This is a genomic window from Algoriphagus yeomjeoni, assembly GCF_003259505.1.
Lineage (GTDB): Bacteria > Bacteroidota > Bacteroidia > Cytophagales > Cyclobacteriaceae > Algoriphagus > Algoriphagus yeomjeoni.
In genome coordinates this window covers 93,712-115,150 of the sequence record NZ_QLLK01000014.1, presented here as the reverse complement: position 1 = coordinate 115,150, position 21,439 = coordinate 93,712, and the positions used below count along the sequence as shown (strand labels likewise).

Here is a 21,439-nt window from a genome sequence, read left to right as displayed (position 1 = left end):
CCGTAAGTGATGTCACCAGTTACCGCAGTTACTGCTAAATTCTTTTTTGAAACTACCAAAGTTCCAATAGTAGACGCTAAACTTCCTCCGTCCGAAAGTGTAACTGAAAAATCGTAAGAACCAGCATCCAAATCATTAGGAACGGTTAATTCTAAATTAGTCCCTGGAAATAGATCAGAACCTGTTGAATTGAAATTTACTAAAGAAAAAACACTAGTAACTCCAGGAGGTAATCCTGAAACAGAATATGTTCCATTAACATTTCCATTAGAACCTCTTGCAGAAGTAATGCTGTAACTTGTAGTTGTTGAAGTCCCATAGGTAACAATATTACTTTGAGTACCAATTAAAACAGAACCAATAGATCCACCTGTGCTTCCAGATCCAACAATCACATCAAATTTCCATTCCTTATTGTTAGTAGGATCACCAGTACTTGAAATTGCTATAGCCTGAAACTGATATGTACCATTAGGAACACTTGAGCCAACTGCAACTGAAACAGGAAAAGATTTTGTTACAACAGGTCCATTCGGCCCACCTGTTTCAAAAGAATTAGAGATGCTAGTTAAATTAATCTGGCCAGAACCCGAACCAATCCCAATTGTGGTACCACTTTGATTTGAGAAGCTTAAAGAAACGGTGAATGTTCCATTATTTTTTGGAGATTCAACATCAACGCTAAGCGTTGAACTGTTAATTGCCCCTGCTGTTGTAGACAACGAAGCATATTTGCCAGGAGTAGTAGTGTAAGAGAAATTACCATTATCAGTAAATAACCATTCTGCTTTCTCCCCGCTTAAAGAACCAATTGCAGTTAGCAATAAAGTAGCTCCAAATTCGTCTTGGTCAGTTGGGATATACCACGATGAGGAAATATTTCCCTGACCATCAGAACTTATAATCCAAGGTTGATGAACTTCAGCAGAATTATCTCCCCAATCATCATAATGGGTGATTTGTAAAGAAACTGTCTCTTCAGGCCAAAAACCATAACCCGAAATTAAAACAGTTGCACCAGGGGGGTAATCATTTTTGTCGGTCGTAACGAATACAGAACCACTTTGGGCGATAACTGAAAATGAATTCCCGAAAAAAAGCAGGAAAGACAGACTCAGAATTCCAATAATCGAGGAATTGTAGAAATTTTTCATAGGCTATTTTGTAAAAAATCTCAACCAAGCTATTGATTCACTTCACTTACTAAAAATCACAATACCTCAAAAGCTCAACTAGGATTATAAATGGTTTACAACCACATAACTAATAAAAAAAATTATGTTTTAAAAGCGATATTATGTTTTACACATAATATTTTTTGCTTTTCATTTCATTTGTTGTACTAATGGCAAATTTCGACTAACAAATATTTTTACCAGTGGATAATTTGAAATTCAAAAAAAGAAATTATAACAACTACTATCCTCCGACTGCACCCAAAATTAAAACTTCGAAACACTAAAAAACTGCTCCGAAATGGAACCGGATATCCCCTAAATTAATCTAAAACCAGTATCCTATATAGGGATATATACAGCTTTACTTATACATCTGAAATCTCTTTAAATTTATTTTGGCAAGAACTTCAAAATACATTTCTTTGAATAAGAATTGACCTGTACCAATCACCAAAAATCAGAGTTCATTCTAATCAGATCACCTACTTCTCGCCAATTCGATGATTAAACTAACTAAAGATATCAGCATTCAAAAACTTACGGCAGCCGATCAACCGGAGCTAATTGAATTGATGCGTGAAATCTATATCCCATCTTACAAACATATCTGGTCTGACACTGGCGAATGGTATCTACAACAAATGTATAATCCTGCAGTCTTCAAAAAAGATTTGGATGACCCAAGAAGTCATTACTATTTTTTGCTCTATGACGGATGGAAAATTGGCATTCTAAAGTACAATTATCCAGAATCTCCCGACTTCATAGATTTTCCGGATTCACTAAAACTGCATAGAATTTATATCAGTAAAGAATATCAGGGGAAGGGAGTTGCAGCTCAAATCATGAAGCGAGTTGAGTCTATCGCCAGAGAGAGAGGCCTAAAGTACATGTGGCTGGAAGTAATGGACACACAATTGCAAGCACAAACATTCTATAGAAAAATGGGCTTTGAGTGGCTTTTTACCTACCATCTTGATTACCAAAAGCTCCTTCCTAAATACAGAGGTATTCAGATTTTAAGGAAAACATTGACCTGATTTTGAAATTGTAGCCCTTTATTCAGTTTTAAATTCTTGGGAGAATGAGTTATTATAAAAAAAAGCAACCATGCTAAAATCTGCTCTCTACTCTCTTCTGGCTATCATTATTGCAGCATTAGTTATTTTTTTAGCTAAAGAAAACACAGAAGTTCCCCAAAGCCAATTAGCAAGTTTTGCCAGCTTCACCAAGCAAGCAAGTGTAGCTGAAGATGATGAACAAGTAGGTGTCTTTTTCATGCCTTCATGGAACACCTCGCCTGATCCAACTTTAGATAGGGATAGTTTCTGGTCCTGTCTTACTGGCCGAGGCGATTGTTCAAGCTTACAAAATCCAGGTATTTGGGGGCCAAAAGGAAGGATTTACAATGAAAACTATCCCTACGAAGGCCCTTATTTAGATAGAAAACCAATCAAGGAATTGAAAGGCTTTTACAAAAGAGATGATCCGGAAGTCATCAGAAAACAGCTGGAGTACATGAAAAGCTACGGAATTGACTTTTTTGCATACGACTGGTTTTTTGGCAGGAATTATTATTACCACTTAGACTTTGCGCCACAGTCAAAAATCTACTATCCCAAAGGCTGGAAAACAGATGCTACTATTTCTGGACGTGTGGCAGTTCCTGGCTTAGTGGAATGGGGCGATCAACTTGAAGTCATGCTGAAAGTCAATGCAAGCCTACCGAAAGAAAAGCAAATGAAATGGGCACTGAACTGGTGTGATGACAGTGACGAGCGCTGGATGGCTTGGCTCAAAATCGGGGCTCCTGAAGAATTAGCACGCAAGGCAAATTATCCAGGGGAAAAGCCTGACAAGAAACTTTACCTAAAAGTACATGAGAAAATCACCCTACTCTGGATAGATCAATACTTTGGTAGAGGAGATTACTTGAAAGAAAAAGATGGTCGACCTATCGTCTACTTCTATTTCCCACAAGACGCTGAGGCTCGCGCTGCTTATTACGGACTAAAACTGAAAGATCTTCTGGATCTATCTCAGAAAACTGCCAAAAATGCTGGTTTGCCAGGGATTAAGTTTATTGCTGTAATGGCGGGACCTATGCTTGAAAATGAGCGGATTTATGGGCTTCCTACCCAGTGGAAAGCCAACAATCCTCAGAAACCTTGGGAAGGTGGGACTTATCAGAAAAAGCAATTGCTCCAGGAATATGTCCCTAGACTGAAAAGCATGGGTTTTGAAGGAATGACGGCTTATGTGTACCACAATTTCATGAACAAGGACAACAAGTCCTTTGCTGATATGCGGGAGACTTACAAAGGGCATTGGAACATGTGGAGTGAGAAATTCAAAAACGACCCGAACTTCGAATACCAGGTCCCAACGGCCATGGGCTGGGATATGCGACCTGCAGGAGGTACTTGGCCACAACCTTCTGGATTCCCAAGTGAGCCACAAAAAGATCGTGTTCACAGTGATAAAAATTCCTTCACTGCCATGCTTAAAGATGCGCAGCAGACTTCAAAAAAATATCGTTCCAGCAACGGAAACACAGTGATGGTTTGCTGCTGGAACGAATATTTGGAAGGTAACTACATAGAACCCACAGAAGGTCATGGATTTGATTACCTAGAGGCAATACAATCAGTTTTTGGAAAGTAAGATGCTAAAGAGCTTCTTCTAGCTTTTTCATAATTTCACTGAAATCAGCCTTCATTTTGTCTTCAGATTTTATCTTATCCAAGACCGAGCTGATTATTTCAAAATGCTCTAACTCAGCCATTTTCTGACCTTTATTGCCCGCAAGCTTCCAAAGCTTCAAGTATTCATTTATGATATCTTCTTTTTTAGCATCGGAAATTCCCAAAATAAACTGAGTTAACATGATATTTACAAAATGAGCCATTTTCCAGAAATCATCTGACTTTGCTTCACTTGCTTTTAATTCATCATAGATTTTTTGAATTGCCTTTCTAGCATCCAAGTCAATATCCTTTAACCCACTTTTCCCTTGTAGTAAAAGATGGAGCCTTTTGAGCGTCAACCAATTAGTAAGGGGATAAGCATCAGAATAGCCTGAGATTTTGCTTGCTTGCTTATAAGCCTCCATTGAATCAGACATGGCTTTCATCAATTCTTCTGTTGAGGCATCCCCGAGAATATGCATTTTTCGTTTATGTGCGCTTCCAATCAAACTCCACCGCTCTGCACTTTCGCCAAAATGCTTGGCCAAGCCCCCTAGATCCTCAATGACTTTATCGATCATTTTCACAGCTTCTTTTTGCCCGATCTTCTTCAATCCAAATTGGTGAAGGGTAAGCTTTGCAAGTGTATTACAATACCGCTCAAAACTCTTAATTGTGAATGTAGATTTCTTGGATTTTAATAGCTTTTCATAGCAATTACATGATTTCTCATACTCCTGCAAGCCCGCATAAATAGTCGCAGATAGCTCATGAATTCTATCATTGAGCATATTCCTGCTTTGCATTTTTTCAAAAATAGAATCCAGTCTATTAAGCACTCCATTAGGATTATACTCATTTGCATCCATTGACTCCAGCGTATTCTGAAGTTCAATTTCTACTTCCTCACAAACCAGCAGTTCATCGTCGCTATTTCTCCAAACCCCTTCCTCAGAAAGCTTATAAAATGGGTCTCCGTAACATTGAAAAGCGCCCCAAGTATTTGTTCTGCGACCATAATCCTGATAAATCACCTTCCTTGCCCGCTTTACTGCCTCTCCGAATCCCAGTCCTTCAAACATATTTTCATAGAACTGTTTAGAGAATTCCAATGCCGCTGCGTCATCCACTGCCCAGCCTGCTACGATTACTGCTCGAGCTCCATTGTTGATTAGCTGGGTACCAATATTTGCAGCAAATTTATTCCTATACTGACTTATTTCTTCCGAACCTCTATCCATCAATCCTAGGTAGCAGCAATTCACAAAAACCAATTCAGCCGAAGAACTCATTCCTGCAACTTGAGCAGGAGTCAAAAAGGTATCATTGCCGATGACCATTCCAGTAGAGCGATTTGGACCATGTTTGAATACTCCATGTCCAGCGAGATGAATGATTTTATGGTTTTTGGAAAAAAGCTTCAGGATAATATCAGATGCATTGCTACTAATCAAACTCTGGACTTGATAATCGTTTTTCTTAAGAATATTGACAACAGCTTCTGCTTCACGTTTGGCTCCTGGAAGCTGTGGCATAAACTTATCCAGAACAGGATCTCCGACCACTAGAGCTGATTTTTCGGTGACTCTTGCTATTTTTTTACGGAATTGCATGCTGGTCAACTGACGAATCATCCCTGTATGCACACACAGCGGTACAGCATCGACGTCTTCCTGTATCATTTCCCAAGGATATTCTGCAGAAGGCAGATCCAATATCCAGGAGACATTATTTAGTCGCTTCACTTCTTCCTTAAAGTCATAAGGAATCAAAAGTTCAAACATCGTTTTGGCTATTTCTGGAGAATATTGGTTTTCCAAGGTCATTCGCTTGAGCAAGACCTCCAAAGTCTTATCGTTTGCCGGCATAAACTCCACCTTTTCACTTGCCCCGTTTGAAGCGATCGACATTCGGATTGCTTCTTCTACTTCATCCTGATCCTTGATTTTTAATTCATGGGAAACACTCACTCGAGTCCACCAGTCCTTTGTATTTTCATAAGGAATCCTCCAACGTCTGCCTAGTTTGTAATTCAGTCCCTTGTCTTTGAAAGCCACATTAAACTCTTTGCTATCATCCACTTCCAAGCGCTGGATGGTTTTCAAAATAGACAAGGCTTTATCATTGAATATTTCGATAATTTCTACCTCTTCAATGCCTTTTATCTTCCCCTTATATACTGACTTAATATTTCTATTTGCACGCTGAATACCTAAAATAATCGCTCGAATAGAACTCTCAGTGGACAATCCTCCATAAGCATTTGCAATAGCTATCACTGATATCCCGGTAGTCGCAGCACTAGTCCCATCACTCTGAACATCGGTATTGCCCTTTTTTATAGTTAGGTATCGGGCTACGCCTTTCTCCACCGAATTCATCAAGGCAAATCCTGATAGTTCTCCAGGAACGCCTAAACCTATGATTATACCACCTTTAAAGGATGATTTGGTGAAATTTTCATTTAGAATAATCTGATTGGTGCCAATTGGACCTGGATACAAGCCTAATCCGTGTAATCTGGCAAGCTCACCATCAAGTTGGCGGTCAATCGCAAGTTCTGTGGTGAGAATAGCATCAAACTCAAAATGCCCAGCCAACACAGGATATTTGGCATATTTCAAATCTCCATGGCTCACGTTTACCAAAATTGGTTTTTCTTCCTGCCATTTTTCGGCAACCTCTTCTATTCCCAAAATAGTGTTCAACACGTTCTCCTCGCTGATATCAAATACCTCAGTTTCTGAGGGAGCAAAGTCCTTTTCTTCACCCCGAGTTTTAGGAAGGCTATTTTGAAGTCTTTTTGTACTGCCAAAAATCAACAAATCTTCAATGGCAGCAAAGAGGTTCCGCTCCTTAGAAAGTCCGCCATGCGTCACATTAGCATAGTAAACTTGGTTCTTATCGTGAAAAGGCTTTGGAATCCCTGACATCCAAGTTACACTCTCATCTCCTGCATTCGTGGCATAGAATACCAACTCCCCATCCTCAATATCCAAATTGGAAATAGTGAAGCTTTTCTTGCCGCTTTGCCCTGCGATGTAAGTAATATTCGAGTAATCAATCGTATCAACATTCTCTAGGACGACTTTTTGATGCTTACCAAATTCTTCCAGGACTTTAGCCGAAGGTATTGGCCAGGAGTCATCTCCTGAAGCGGCACGCATTCGCTCCCATAAATTTCTATCAGAGAAATCATGTCTATTATTATTGCTGATCGGCAGGAGATTAAGTATTCCTGGGAAATTACAGAACACTTCCAAAAGCTCCTTGGTCGAGTGCCTGATATCGATTTTGCCTAAGAGTTGGATCAAGCTATCCTTGCCAAAAAGTACATAAGGGATACGATAGGAACCTCCTAAAGGTGAGCCTAAGAACACAGCTCGGAAGCCAGTTGAGCCATTGAGCTTTTGCCAGGTTTCTTTATGATAAACAATAAAGTCACGGACCAACACCCCTCCCATGCTATGTGCCACGATTTTAATGGGCTGATTAAAGCTTAGAAGTTCCTCGATTTTATTCTTGAAATCTTCAGCACTTTTCTTCAATGGAATTCTCCAATCAAACTGAAATGTAACTATATCATAGGTCTCAGAAAGTTTATCCCCCAAATTACCGTAGGAGGTTTTGATCAAGGAATGAGCGGATAGACCACTTTTAGAATCAGAATCGTAAGCTAAGCCTGTCAATTCACCCTTCAGGAATCGCCAATAATTAATCCAAAGCAGTTCATCCTTTTCGCCAATATTTGATCCCATAATGCCTGGAATCACAATAGCGATAGGTCGAGATCCTGAAACCTGATCCTTTTTATAAACTCCTATTTCTATTGCGCCTCTGTCCTTATCAACTAATTTCAATTCAAAACTATCCGGAATATCCCCAACTTCAGCAGACAGACCAGAGACCAATGCTTTGACAGTATCGGGATTTGAAAAATATTTGAAGTGATTGATGACGCCACTCTTCTGAATGTAAACTGCTACATTTCCAGAGGCGCGTCTTGCTCCCCACTTCATACTTTCCGTATCAACCACCAGGTCATTTTTCTTCATAAAGAAGAACTTACCCAAAATCACCACCAGCGTCTTAAAACTCAAACTCAATTCGCTACTGCCACCCACTACGAATAGTGGAAACTTGATTTCAATGTCAGAGGCCTGATAATTCATCGCCTTGATGAAAGGAGATTTGGGATTCATAGCTTCCAAACCCGGCAAGACATCCACATCATCTTTGCAGGCGACCGCCTCCATGATGAACTCCTTGAATGCTACAAAAATTGGGTTGCCCACATGACCGACCGCCAGGCCTAGCAAGTTGAACGTGACATTCAAGAAGATATTCAGTCGACTAGAGGCGAGTGTAGTACCATTGGCTGGACTGGCAACACGAACCATGGAACGAATGGTTATTTTTTTTGATTGGAGAATATCTCTGATCTCCTTGATTGTGCTGAGATCAGAAGCTCGTTCATGCTTGTCTAAAAGGGCTTTCTCTATATCATCAAACCCCTCCGAACTTGTAGAAAATCTCGCTAATAAATCAGCCAATAATCCACCACGGGAATGACTCAAAAGATCCAATTGAATTCCAGACGGAAGGCTCAAAACCAGTTCAAGAATATTCTCAAGTGGGCTTGTAGTTAGTGTTCTATGCTGAAAAGCAATCAAATGCTCTTTGCCATATTTCTGAATCAATTTCTGCCACTCATCTGATTCCTTTAATTCGCCAAAGGAACCGACAGTAGATGAACCAGTACCGTGCAGCAAAAGCAAATGCCGACTTTTCACATCCAGATCAGCCTCTTTTTCCTTATTGAATTTGAGAGGCGTTAGCTCGATTTCGGGAGAGCAGGCAATTAATAAACCATGCCTGACTTTCTTAAAATCCTCACCGGTAAAAGCCAATTGCTTATCCTCCAGATTTCTAGCCAGCTCCTTTATTTTTGGTTGAATGATCTTCTTTTTCACAAAGACCTTCAGGAGCTTTATTCCTATCTTTTTGAATACTCCTCTATCCTGCTCATCAGACTCCATTTCATCTGGCAAATAGAGCTCATCTCCATCTGCAGAGCGTTTTACTTCTAGCGGAAAAAGAGTTTTAATGGTCTCGTTATCCCCCATCCAGACCGTCTCATCCTCAAAATTAAACTCAACAATGTGGTTTTCATCAAGTTCGAGAACCTGCTCGGGTACATCCCCGCGTGTTGGACTTTCTATGGTGAAAGCCTGGGCAAATTGATAGAGTTCGAAGCCACTATCATCGCCGGAATGAAATGAAGAATGATCCTGTCCTTTTAGCTTGATTTTTAACTTAGCCATAGGTAAAAATTATAAATTTAATGATGATATATTCTATTAACAATGGAAAGCAATTGATGCTAAACTCCTAGCATTTTGCCCGATCAGTAAGCGAGAGATGAGAAAAAATCACCTCTGAATTTTCAAAAATTTAATAAAAGTATGACTTGATATAAAGACATAACTTCATCTGAAAACTCACTACAAATTAAAATTTATTAGCTTAAAAATATCATTAAGACCAAATAATCTGGCACATAGCCGAAAACAAACTATAGAATTTGCAATCAGCTTTATACAATATTCTGCCGGAAAGCAATACTAAAACCGGGCTGGACCCTTACACTAGAAAACGTATAAAACTCCCCTCAGAAATTAGTCCAAGGGGAGTTTTTTCAACTAGTTAATGATTTAACTTAACGCTTTTCGTAAGCCGGTCGAGCCGGTACTTTAAAGCGCCCTTCACTATTCAATAAGCGCATCACTTCTTTGATGGCTGCTTCCAGTTGCGCATCGGTTCCCTTGGCCAGGCTTTCGAAATCTTCTACCACTTCAATGTCTGGATCTACTCCATGCCCTTCTTTGAACCAAGTACCGTCTGGATTGTACATTCTAAAAGTTGGTACAGATACGGAACCACCATCAATCAAGCTAGGTGCACCTGAGATCCCTATCAATCCTCCCCAGGTACGGGTACCGATCAAGGGACCTATCTCTCTTTTTCTGAAGTAATCAGGGAAAGCATCTCCGCCGGAGCCTGCAAAACCATTGATCAACATAACTTTGGGTCCAAAGTTACCAGATGGAGGCCAAGCCCAATCTTGTCCGTCCCGAACTGCCCAGAATGCCAATGGCTCACGATCCAGCAACTCCACGAAGCGATCTGGGATCTGTCCGCCGTTATTAAAGCGCTCATCTATGATCATTCCTTCTTTTTCCAGCTGTCCATAGAACTGGCGGAAGAGTTCATTTTGTCCATCAACTCCAGTGCTTGGCACAAAGATGTACCCTATTCTTCCGTCTGTGGCCTCTTCTACTCTCAGTCGGAAGTTATTGATCCATGCCAGATTTCTCAGTCTAGCTTCAGATTCCAGAGGCTCCACCAAAATCGTCTTTGCACCGGACATTGAAGCTGAGCTATTGACAGTAAGCTGTACTGTCTTACCAGCTAATCCCTGAAGTGCGGCATAAATCGATTTAGTTGGATCGATTGGCTGGCCATTGATCGCGAGTAAATAGTCTCCTTCTTTGACTTCCAAGCCAGGCTTCAGGAGCGGAGATCTCACTTCTACATCCCAAGGAGCGCCTTGGATTATTTTTTCAATTTTATAGGCTCCATTCTCAAGTTTGAAATTAGCTCCTAAATATCCTACAGACATGGATGGTCCAGATTCCAGATCTCCTCCATTATTATAGGTATGTGAAGCATTCAGTTCAGCGATCAAATCACCTATGATTATATTGACATCCCGCCTAGAGCCAGCTTGGGCAACTAAATCACCGTAGCGCTTGCGCATCTGATTCCAATCGACGCCATGCATAGTTGGGTCGTAAAAATAATCACGCTCAAATCTCCATACATCGTTGAAAATCTGCTTCCATTCTTCAGCAGGCACAACAGTCATTTGCATTTCGTTAAGTGGAACTGTTTCTTCTATTTTCTGCCCCGGCGCCGGATCAATTACGGCGATTTTACCCATGGCAAAAACCATCACTTTCTTCCGATTAGCAGAAAGTGTAAACCCTCCTACTCCATCGATCACTGTTTTTGATTCCTTTTCTTCAAAATCATACAACTGTAAACTACTCTGGGAATCATCGCCAGCCCCTGTATTTGGTGAGCGTACGTATAAAAGTTTTCCTTTTAGAGCTGCCAATGAACCTATATTCCCAGTTGAAATATCAAGCATCTCTATGCGCTTTTCAAAGTTCGAAATCTCAAAATCTACCTCCGTCGATTCTTCTTCTTTTTCATCCTCTTTATCATCATCCTTCTCAGACTTCTCTTCATCCACTTTGATCTCATCATTTTTAAGCGAATTCAGGGAAGCAATGGATTGATTTAAAGTACCTACCGCGACACCAGAAGTGTTTGCATAGATGAAAGTATTGTCAATATCAGAGTACTGAGGATCAAAATTTCTATTGGTTGTAAAAAAGAGATATTTACCATCCTCGCTAAATGTTGGACTTTGATCTGAATAGAAACCTGAGGTAGCTTGAGAAAGCTTTGAGTTCTTCGTATCATAAACATAAATGGCAGAAGTCGCACGATTGATTTTGGATAAACCATAGGCTATATATCTGCTGTCTGGGGACCAACTTACTCCAAAGCCTTGGAGGTTTCCCTCAAACATGTATTTACCTTGGTCGATGATAGAAACCGCCCCTGAAGTGGCATCGATTAGCATCACTTCCATAGCTTGGTTGACACTCACTATCTTTTTACTATCGGGTGACCAAAAGAGATTATACCCAAAGCCATCTGTAAATTTGGTCAGTGTTTTAGTCTGTGAGTCTGCAGCCAGTGTCTTGATGGTCAGTTGATACTCACCAGTAGCGTCTGACCAGTACGCTATTTTTTTACCATCCGGAGCAATTTCTGGGTATCTCTCCGCTACTCCGGAAGTATTAGTAAGATTAGTAACGAAACCTTCTTTTGCAGGCAAATTGAAAATCTCACCGCGGGCGTTAGCTATAACGCGATTTCCGTCAGGAGAAAGACTAGCAGCCATCAAGTCAGACCCAACATTCACGATTTTTGGAATCATCGCCTTTTGATCCGAAATAATCTGGATTTCAACACGTTTAGACTGCCCCGAGGCAATATCATATAAATACAAGCTTCCCCCAGCTTCGAATACAATCTCGGTATCGCTATTGGATGGGAAAGTGATATCAAAGTCCTTAAACTCCGTCAGCTGAGTATTCTGCTTTGTTTTCAGATCATATTTCCAAAGGTTATTTCTTTTCTCTGGACCATTATCAGACATATAAAATACTGCATCTCCCATCCACATAGGCAGTTCATCATTTGCAGGATTGTTGGTTATGTTCTCTGTTTTGTAGCCAGCTAGGTCGAAAAGCATAATATCCGGTGCAGTACCACCTCTGTACCTTTTCCAGTTTCTATTGACACGGCTTTTATCAGTGTAGGCAACCCTTTTTCCGTCAGGAGAGTAGGAGGCAAACTCACCATATGGAACAGGCAGTTTAGTAGGTAGTCCACCCGCAGCAGCAACGGTATAAAACTGAGAAAAGCGCTCCTTGCCACTTTCTCTACCTGAGGTAAAAAGCACTGATTTACCATCGGGAGTCCAGCCTTGAACCATATCTGGCATTCCGTGGTAGGTCAGTCTTTCGGGTATGCCTCCGGATGTTGGCATTACATAAACGTCATAGTTTCCATTGTAATTTGCAGAAAATGCGATCTGCTTACCATCCGGGGAAAATCTAGGATACATCTCTGGACCAGCTGGAGAAGTGAGTTTTTGTGCTACTCCTCCCTGCTTAGGAACAACCCAAATATCATCACCGTAGGTGAAAGTGATTTGGGTCTCAGAGACATCGGGTAATTGCATCAGCCGGGCGTCAGTTTGCGCCTGACTCAAAAAAGGGACTGTCAAAATTGACAAGCCTAAGATGAATTTTCTCATAAGTATGTGTCTAGTTGGATTTAAATCATGTGGTTAAAATGGCTGTAAAACTCCTAAAGCCCAGATAAAGCACTCTCGTTGTTGGAACGAAGGTTGAATACATGGCAAGTATTGATTGAAAAGAATGTACTATACAGAAAAAATAGTACCATCACTTCTATTGTCAATTTAAGTGATTGATTTAAAGTATACTAAGAAAAAACCTTGAAATATGGCTGTCTTATAATCGTACAGATTTTTTGTTCGAATTCAAACAAATCAATCCCTCTGATAAAATATTAGCCTGAATTTTTCGTCTTGAGATAAGATTTATTTACAAAACATTTTCAAAAAAACAGGCAAATTGAAGCTACGATTTCTCTCGATTTTACTTCTTCTTATTTCGCATTCCCTGCATGCGCAAACATGGATTCCTACTGATTACAAACGCTTTACGCCTGAGCAGTTTTTTCGACTAGCGGCTGTAAATCAAACGATCAATTATAAAAAGCTTGACCGTGGACTCTTACAGGCAGCTATGTTTTTTGTGACTAATGAAGAGCGAATAAAGTACGGTTTGAAACCTTTTGAGCATTCTGAAGTGATAGAAAAAGTAGCCTCCGAGCACGCCAATGATATGGTGAGTTATAACTTCTATAGCCATGTCAGTCGGGTTTCAGGCAAGAAAACAATTGGAGAACGATTTTCAAGAGAAGGCTTGAAGCGCATGCTTATTGGTGAAAACATCAGTTCAAGTATTGGTCTGCAATATCAAACTGGTAGGCAAATCAATATTCCTCGAAGTGGTGGAATGTACACCTATGCAAATAATAGACGTGAAGTTATACTACCCCATACCTATTTAAGCTATGCACGGGAAGTCGTGCAGCTTTGGATGAATTCACCTTCCCACAGGAAAAGCATACTCAATCCCCGCTTCGATCAGTTAGGTTGCGGCTCCCAAGTTTACAACAACAGAGAGTTTTTTAATGTGCCTTATTTGATGGGAGTACAATGCTTCGGAAGTAAAAACTAAACTTATTTTGATAGGTAAGCGATTGATATTCTTTAAATAAAACTCAAGAAAAGGAAACAGCACTTTGTGTTTTCTGAATTTTTAATTGGATTACTTTTCCAATTTCTAGAAATTACATGAAATAAACTTTTAAAATCATGTTAGAACAATTGTTAAATATGGCTGAGGGTCCACTTCAGGAAATGCTTGCTGGAATGGATCAAAAACAACCTGGAAATTCCGCCTCTGTGCTTAAAGAGTCGATCGCATCCAGTGTACAAAAGCAGGTTGCCTCAGGAGATCTGGGCGCTATTAAGGAGATGTTTTCAGGTAGTGAAACCTCTCCCGGAGCTTCGGTGATCAATAACCTTCAAGGAGATGTTTCTGCAAATTTGATGGACAAACTGGGGATTTCTAAGGAACAAGCTATGAGTATAGCTGCTGCAGCGTTGCCGATGATTATGAATTTCTTCAATAAACGAGTGAATGATGCTCCTCAAGATAATGGGGACATCATGTCCTCTATTGTTTCTTCACTTCAAGGAGGCAAGGGGAAAGTTGATGCAGGTGACCTACTTGGTTCCCTTATGGGTGGAGGAAAAGGCGGAAGCGGCGGAATGGACTTGGGAGGACTAATGGACTTGGGTAAGGGGCTATTCAAATAAAATTGGTCCAATTATTAAATACCATCATAGAACCGCAATGATGAACAAATTAAAGATTATTCTAGGCCTATCGCTTCTATTCGTGCTTTGTGCGAATGTAAATGCTCAAATAGTAAAGCCAAAAATGAATCTTCCTGAAATAGACCTCTCCACCCAATTACTGGGAATACTGAATTCCACAGATGGTCTTGACCTTAATTCAGATCAAAAAGATAAGCTGACTAAAAACAATTCCAGCTTTGTTGATCAGCTGATGGATATCAGTAGTAGCGGCAAGTCTGATGAGGATAAGAAAGCGGGCTTTCTCGGCTTGAAGAACAACCGCACAAAATTCCTGACCAGTTTATTAGGAAACGATTTATTCAAAAAGTATTCAGGACAAATTCTGAAATCTATCAACCCACTGAAAAGTAAACTTGGACTGGCTGCACTGGCATTTTAGAAAGAATTACATATAAATATAAAAGCCATGGAATTTCCATGGCTTTTTTGGTGAAATAACCCTCCGAATTTCTTCGAAGGGTTCGTATTTCGCCATTCGTATTTCAACTTTATACCTTCGGCAATTCCCAGCCATTATGATAATGGGCCTTCATCAAGTCATTGGCTGCGGATGAGGTAAATTGATTTTTTGTCGCATCCCAATATACTTTCTCCCCAGTCTTGTAGGCAATATTTCCCATTTGGGCATTGATAGCTGCTACACTACCAGTCTGAATCGCACAATTGAGAAGACTTGGATCATTTGCAGTAACAGCCTCCACGAAATTCACAGCATGTAAATCCAAAGCAATTCCAACACCTCTAGTATGTGGAACTTCTTCTACTTTTGGAACCCTGTTTCCATCTACTGTTTCAGTTTCTGGAATCACCTTCCACCCTCCTCTATTTACTACTAGCGTGGCATTATTTCCTATAAAAGCTATGCCTTCTGTCGTTCCATAATTTCCACCATCAATCCCTGTAGCATGCTCCCAGAGCATGTTAAAGCCATCGTATTCATAGACAGTTTGCAGAGTATCAGGCGTTTCAGAGGCATCATTTGGATAGGCGAATTTACCTCCAGATGCCATTACTGATTTGGGCGCAGAAACACCCATCGCATACAATGCAATATCTATCTCATGTACTCCCCAGTCAGTCATCAATCCTCCTGCATAATCCCAAAACCAGCGGAAATTGAAGTGGAAACGATTTGGGTTGAAAGGTCGCTCTGGAGCAGGGCCAAGCCACATCTTATAATCTACTCCTGCTGGTGCTGGGCCATTTGGCAATACCGGAACCGGATTCATCCAGCCTTGATATGCCCAGCATTTCACTAATCGTATTTGTCCTAGTTTTCCGGATTTGACATAATCAATCGCCTCAGCATATTGAGTTCCCGATCGCTGCCACTGCCCTACTTGCACCACTTTGCCGTAGCGCTCCTGGGCTTTTACCATGAGCTGGCATTCTTCAATAGTATTTGCAATTGGCTTTTCCACATAGACATTTTTCCCTGCAGATACAGCGTCACACATGATCAGGCAATGCCAGTGATCTGGCGTACCAACAATCACAATATCAATATCCGGATCCTCTAAAAGCTTTCTATAATCTTTGTATTGCTTTGGGCGTGTGCCCCGAAGCTTAAACACATCTTCTGTCCTCTGATCTAGCACGCTTTGATCCACATCTGCCAAGGCAACGCAATTCACCTGCGGCATTTTGAGATGAGCATTCATATTGGACCAGCCCATGCCCTTGCAGCCAATCAGGCCATAATTAAGTTGATCGGACGGCTTTATTTTTCTGGTAAAGCGACCAAAATCGGATGCAGTTAGAATCTGAGGCATGCCCAAACCTGCTCCCAGTAACATGGTGTTCTGGATAAATTTTCTTCTTGATGACATAATATTTTGGGTTATTGAGTAAAGACAAAAAAAGAGCAGATAATCAACTTACCTGCTCTTCAAAATGGAATGGATTAAAGCTCTCTAACCCAAATATTTCTAAATCTAACTGGGTTTCCGTGATCCTGAAGTTTGATTGGTAACTTCTCAGGATGTGCCTTATAATTTGGAATACCGATATACTCAGTTGGACCTTTCAGCGTCACATGATTTTGAACTACCACACCATTCATAATCACAGTAACAGTCGCTGGAGAAGTCACAATTCCATCCTTGTTGAAACGAGGTGCTTTGAAAATGATATCGTAGTAGTTCCACTCACCAGGAGGTCTTAATGCCATGGCTAAAGGAGCAAATTGCTTATAGATACTTCCAGCTTGTCCATTTGTATAGGTTTTGCTTTCGTAGCTGTCCAAAACCTGAACTTCATAGATACCCATCAAGAAAAAGCCTGAGTTTCCTCTTCCTTGACCTTCACCCACAATCTCTGTAGGCGCAGACCATTCTACGTGATATTGAGCATCGCCAAAAGGCAATTTGGATTGTATATCGCCTTTCCCTCTGGTTACTACCAATTCACCATTTTCAATGGTCCATCCCGCTGGCGAGCCATCTCTCGCACTTACGAACCCATTAAGACTAGTACCGTCAAAAAGTACGATAGCATCTGAAGGTGGTGCAGTATTGTTGGCACCTGGGGTTACTTTCGGAGGAACTGGAGTGTAAAATTCCGTTGCCTCGGGTTTCATAGCTGGAGGGGTTTTCTCCTGGGCTTGCACCAATGGACTCAGTGTCAAAGCACTAGCAGTTATAGCTAGAGATAGAATTGTCTTTTTCATACAATAGACATTTAGGATTTATTATTAGAGTGTTTAAATTAAACCAAATCAAGCCAAACCAAAAACCATTGATGGATTTTAAATTGTTCTACTCCTGCTCTTTTGTAATTTCAAGAAACCTAATAGTTATGAAAAAACCACTACTCATTTTATTACTTGGATTCATCATGGCTGCTGGAAGTTTTGCGCAGTCCAGCTATTACTTTCCCGGAGAATCCTTCGACCCTTCTATTCCTTCACCGGAAGAATTCCTAGGCTATCCGATTGGCGAATGGCATACCAGATATGATCTGATTGTAAAGTATTATGAGAAGTTGGCCGAAGTCAGTGATTTAGCTGAGCTAAAAACGATAGGCTATACCCATGAGCATCGACCTAAAATCATTCTAACTATCGCTTCATCAACTCTTCTAGGGAATTTGGAAGAAATTAGACTAGCCCAACTTCAACTTGCAGATCCAAGTCAGCCGAAACCTGATGTAAGTGCCATGCCTTCAATTATGCATTTGGGCTATGGTGTGCATGGAAATGAACCTTCATCGGCAGAAGCTGCGATGCTTTCTGCTTATTGGCTACTTGCTTCGCAAAGTGAGCTAGCTCAAAACCTAAGGAAAAATGCTGTAGTTCATTTTGACCCAACAGTCAATCCTGATGGTAGGGATAGACATAGCCAATGGGCAAATAGCAACAAAGGTTTCCCTCCCGTTGCGGATCCGCTGGATAGAGAGCACAATGAGGCTTGGCCGGGTGGCAGAACAAATCATTACTGGTTTGATTTGAACCGGGATTGGTTGCCTTTAGCTCATCCTGAATCACAAGTCAAAATAGCTTGGTATCACGATTGGTATCCAAACGTCACTACAGACTTTCATGAAATGGGAACAGATGGAACCTACTTTTTTGAGCCAACCAAGCCTTATGGAAGTGAAAATCCGGTAGTTCCCCGTAAAAACTACGATGACATCAATGTACGCTTTGCCAAGTATTTTGCAGAATACCTAGACGAGATCGGTAGTCTCTATTGGACCAAAGAGGTATTTGACAATAGCTATCCTGGTTATGGGTCGACTTATCCTGACATTCAAGGTGGATTAGGGTTGGTGTTTGAGCAGGCAAGCAGCAGAGGTCATTTGCAAGCTAGCCAGCGAGGAGATATCAGTTTTGCTTTTACTATACGAAATCATGTCCGGAGTTCAATAGCCACTATGGAGGCTGGCTTGGATAACAGGGAATACATGCATGATTACCTGCGAGAATTCTTCCAAACAGCAGTTTCAGAAGGAGCAAAAGATCCTGCAAAAAACTATGTATTCGGAGATCAATTCGATCCAAGTAGAAACTCCCTCTTTGTGAAATTCCTCATGGATCACAAAATCAAAGTATATGAAAACAATGCTGATCTGAGCGCAGGGGGTTATGACTTCAAATCAGGCAAATCATGGATCGTTCCTACTTCACAGCCGCAATATAGAATGGTGCGCACGATGTTCGAAGATGTAAAAGAGTTTGCTGATTCAGTATTTTATGATGCTTCCGCATGGACTATGGCTAGGGCTTACGGAATGCCATTTGCAGCTAACACCACAGTCAAAACCGGTAACCTACTTACTGAAGCACCATCCCAAGACTATGATTTCCCCACTGGAAAAGCTTATGCCTACTTGATTGATTGGTCGGATTACTATGCTCCAAAGATGCTTTTTGATCTGCAGGAAGCAGGCGTACACGTGGAGGTAATAAACCGCCCTTTCACTTCAAAGACCCAAGATGGAGAAACTAAGTTTTCAGCAGGTACTCTAATAATTCCTAGTGGCTTCCAAAAACTTGAAACAGCAGAATTAAAAGATGTACTTGAAAAACTAGCGAAGAAAAACAAGCAAAAAATCTATGCAACGACCTCTGGAATGAACTTGGAAGGAATAGATCTTGGATCAAATCTGGTAGGCTCCGTCACCATTCCTAAAGTTATAATGGTAGTGGGCGATGGTGTTTCCAGCTATGAAGCGGGCGAGATTTGGTATTTGCTCGATAGTCAGGTAGGTATGCCAATCAGCAAAGTCAATTCTGATGACATGGGAAGAGTGAACCTCTTTGATTATACCACCTTGATCCTGGCATCGGGTAATTACAACTCTTTTTCAGAAAACTTCCAAAACCATTTGAAAGATTGGATCTCCAGAGGAGGCACTGTGATCTCCATGAAAAGCGCCAGTCTTTGGCTGAATGATAAAGAAATTATCAAAGAAGAATTGGTAGAAACAGAAGAAACTCCAGAACCAGAAAGCTTACCCTATGCAGTTCAGCGGGATTTTGAAGGGGCTAAATCTGTGGGAGGAAGTATCTACATGGCAGCCCTTGACCTGACTCATCCAATTGCCTATGGCTATCAGCGGGAAACTTTACCTGTGTACAGAAACAGCACAATTTTCATTAAACCAAGTAAAGACAAATACCTAACGCCGATTCGCTACACCGAAAACCCGCTTTTAGGAGGATATATTTCCGATTCCAATCTTGAAAAACTAGCTCAAAGTGCAAGTGTAATCATCTCCCCTGTTGGTCGTGGACGTGTGATTAACTTCTATGATAATCCAAATTTCCGCGGAACTTGGTTTGGCACCAATAAACTTTTCCTTAACGCGATCTTCTTTGGAGATATGATGGATTGAGAAGTAACAAAATCACTCTGTAATCAAAAGCCACTGAAACATCAGTGGCTTTTGAATTTTATCGGGTATAGGAAAGTATAATTTTCCCCTTCAGTGTTCCATCTGGAGTTTTTAAATCTACTTCATGCATCGTCATTAACTCCTTATCCGTGACTTTAAGTAGCGTATAGATCAGCTCCTCACCATTTACATAAGTGGTAATTAACTTGTCATCCTCAACTAACCAAGTTCCTTTTCCATTATCATATTCTCCAACCAACTTTTGAAAAGTACCATCATCGGATAAAATCAGCTTACTTCTCAGGTGCTGTTCTAAGCCTCCATTGATAGTCACCACGATATCTGGCCCTTCAGTTTTCTGAAACATAAAATCATAACCCTGCCAGGTTCCAACAACTTTATCTTCTAGATTAACGCTGCATGAAAAAATAGTGAGTGAAATAATCAGTAAAGAAATAGGCAATAAAAACTTGCCAACTAGTTTGGGTGTATTCATGGGTCAACTTGCTAAATAAGTTCGCTAAACTAGTTTATTTGCCCTTAAACATAAAAAAACATCCGAAGAAGCTTCGGATGTTTTTCACCTTTAATTAAAACTTAACTTAATGCAAATTTGATTGGGATCTTCATGATAGTATTAACAGGCTTTCCATCTTTTAGACCTGGTGTCCAATTTGTAGATTTCTGAATGACTCGCATGGCTTCCTCATCACAACCGCTGCCTATTCCGCGGACGACAGATACCTTTTCTATTGAGCCATCAGTTTTTACCAGTAGTTCAATAATTACCACTCCTTCCACTCCTTTTTCCTTGGCGGTTTCTGGATACTTTAGGTTTTCACCGAGATAAGAATACCAACCTTGAATGCCCCCCGGGGGAATTGGCATAATATCATTCTCCTCCTCAGTTTGAGCTAGAGCCGATTGAATAGGCAGTACAGCAAAGAAAAGCAGCGCAATCGTTAGAATTGAAATTGCTTTTTGCGGGAAATTCAGGATAGGTCGTTTCATAGTTTTTGGTTTAGATATATTTCACAATGAGTATGTTTTTATTCTTTCTAAAGAGTTCTGTCGACGTTTACAATCTGAACCTTACCGGAAGTCTCATTTTTACATTGACAAATTCACCGTCTTTTTTCCCTGGCGTCCATGTAGCAGATTCCTTCACCAGACGCATCACTTCCTCATCGCAGCCACCTCCTATTCCCCGCAGGATTTCAACCGAATCTATTTTCCCATCATCCCGAACAATAAACATAACGACCACTGTGCCTTCGATTTTCTTTTCTCTAGCCGCCGTAGGATAGGTCAGGTTTGCAGACAAATAGGAATTCCATCCTTCCATCCCGCCTTTTGGTTGCGGCTGAACATCCACTTCCAGAAAAACTTCCTCAGCTTCAGTTTGTGCTTGAGCTGTTTGATTCGGGAGAAAAGCGAAGAAAAGTACAGCCGTCGCAAGAATTGCAAGTGCTTTTGGAGAAAAATTATTGTCTTTCTGATTCATAGTTTTTGGTTTAGTTAGGTTGATTTCAAAAGGCTAATAGCTGATTAAGAAT

At 40.7% G+C, this 21,439-nt stretch carries 14 protein-coding genes; 6 read left to right on the top strand and 8 right to left on the bottom strand.

The features are described from left to right. On the bottom strand, positions 1-1,154 hold a 1,154-nt coding region (locus tag LV83_RS18935; protein WP_211320506.1), incomplete at its 3' end, for a hypothetical protein. A 524-nt stretch (positions 1,155-1,678) separates the two neighbouring features. Here LV83_RS18935 and LV83_RS18930 point away from each other — a divergent pair. Next, positions 1,679-2,218, top strand: coding sequence for a GNAT family N-acetyltransferase (locus tag LV83_RS18930; protein WP_111613134.1), 540 nt, complete (start codon positions 1,679-1,681; stop codon positions 2,216-2,218). A 70-nt stretch (positions 2,219-2,288) separates the two neighbouring features. Beyond that, entirely contained in the window at positions 2,289-3,842 is a 1,554-nt protein-coding gene (locus LV83_RS18925) for a glycoside hydrolase family 99-like domain-containing protein (RefSeq protein ID WP_111613133.1), read from the top strand. A gap of 4 nt (positions 3,843-3,846) precedes the next feature. On the opposite strand, the gene LV83_RS18920 is transcribed toward LV83_RS18925, so the two are convergent. Next, on the bottom strand, positions 3,847-9,189 hold the full coding sequence (locus tag LV83_RS18920; protein WP_111613132.1) for a CHAT domain-containing protein: 5,343 nt from the start codon (positions 9,187-9,189) through the stop codon (positions 3,847-3,849). 395 nt (positions 9,190-9,584) lie between these two features. Continuing rightward, positions 9,585-12,824: a S41 family peptidase gene (locus LV83_RS18915; protein ID WP_111613131.1), complete on the bottom strand. Its 3,240-nt coding sequence runs from the start codon at positions 12,822-12,824 to the stop codon at positions 9,585-9,587. 343 nt (positions 12,825-13,167) lie between these two features. Here LV83_RS18915 and LV83_RS18910 point away from each other — a divergent pair, with 343 nt between their 5' ends. From LV83_RS18910 to LV83_RS18900, 3 genes are all read left to right on the top strand, one after another. Next, complete coding sequence (locus LV83_RS18910) at positions 13,168-13,839, top strand: CAP domain-containing protein (protein ID WP_111613130.1); 672 nt, start codon at positions 13,168-13,170, stop codon at positions 13,837-13,839. A gap of 137 nt (positions 13,840-13,976) precedes the next feature. Continuing rightward, positions 13,977-14,483 carry a DUF937 domain-containing protein gene (locus LV83_RS18905; RefSeq protein ID WP_146613762.1) on the top strand — a complete coding sequence of 169 codons (507 nt, stop codon included), beginning with the start codon at positions 13,977-13,979 and terminating at the stop codon, positions 14,481-14,483. Between the two features lie 37 nt (positions 14,484-14,520). Further along, the gene (locus LV83_RS18900) at positions 14,521-14,925 is read left to right on the top strand and encodes a hypothetical protein (protein WP_111613128.1); all 405 of its coding nucleotides are present in this window, start codon (positions 14,521-14,523) and stop codon (positions 14,923-14,925) included. 109 nt (positions 14,926-15,034) lie between these two features. Here LV83_RS18900 and LV83_RS18895 read toward each other — a convergent pair whose 3' ends face one another. Both LV83_RS18895 and LV83_RS18890 read right to left on the bottom strand, forming a co-directional pair. Continuing rightward, positions 15,035-16,375, bottom strand: coding sequence for a Gfo/Idh/MocA family protein (locus LV83_RS18895; RefSeq protein ID WP_111613127.1), 1,341 nt, complete (start codon positions 16,373-16,375; stop codon positions 15,035-15,037). 74 nt (positions 16,376-16,449) lie between these two features. Continuing rightward, complete coding sequence (locus LV83_RS18890; protein ID WP_111613126.1) at positions 16,450-17,214, bottom strand: 3-keto-disaccharide hydrolase; 765 nt, start codon at positions 17,212-17,214, stop codon at positions 16,450-16,452. A gap of 128 nt (positions 17,215-17,342) precedes the next feature. On the opposite strand from LV83_RS18890, the gene LV83_RS18885 reads away from it, so the two are divergent. Next, positions 17,343-19,883, top strand: coding sequence for a M14 metallopeptidase family protein (locus LV83_RS18885; RefSeq protein WP_111613142.1), 2,541 nt, complete (start codon positions 17,343-17,345; stop codon positions 19,881-19,883). 58 nt (positions 19,884-19,941) lie between these two features. Here the strand turns inward: LV83_RS18885 and LV83_RS18880 are convergent, their stop codons facing one another. From LV83_RS18880 to LV83_RS18870, 3 genes are all read right to left on the bottom strand, one after another. Beyond that, positions 19,942-20,379, bottom strand: coding sequence for a hypothetical protein (locus LV83_RS18880; protein WP_111613125.1), 438 nt, complete (start codon positions 20,377-20,379; stop codon positions 19,942-19,944). 101 nt (positions 20,380-20,480) lie between these two features. Next, positions 20,481-20,894 (bottom strand): energy transducer TonB, encoded by a 414-nt coding sequence (locus LV83_RS18875; RefSeq protein WP_111613124.1) that lies wholly within the window; start codon positions 20,892-20,894, stop codon positions 20,481-20,483. 67 nt (positions 20,895-20,961) lie between these two features. After that, the gene (locus LV83_RS18870; RefSeq protein ID WP_111613123.1) at positions 20,962-21,387 is read right to left on the bottom strand and encodes an energy transducer TonB; all 426 of its coding nucleotides are present in this window, start codon (positions 21,385-21,387) and stop codon (positions 20,962-20,964) included. Positions 21,388-21,439 lie beyond the last annotated feature (52 nt).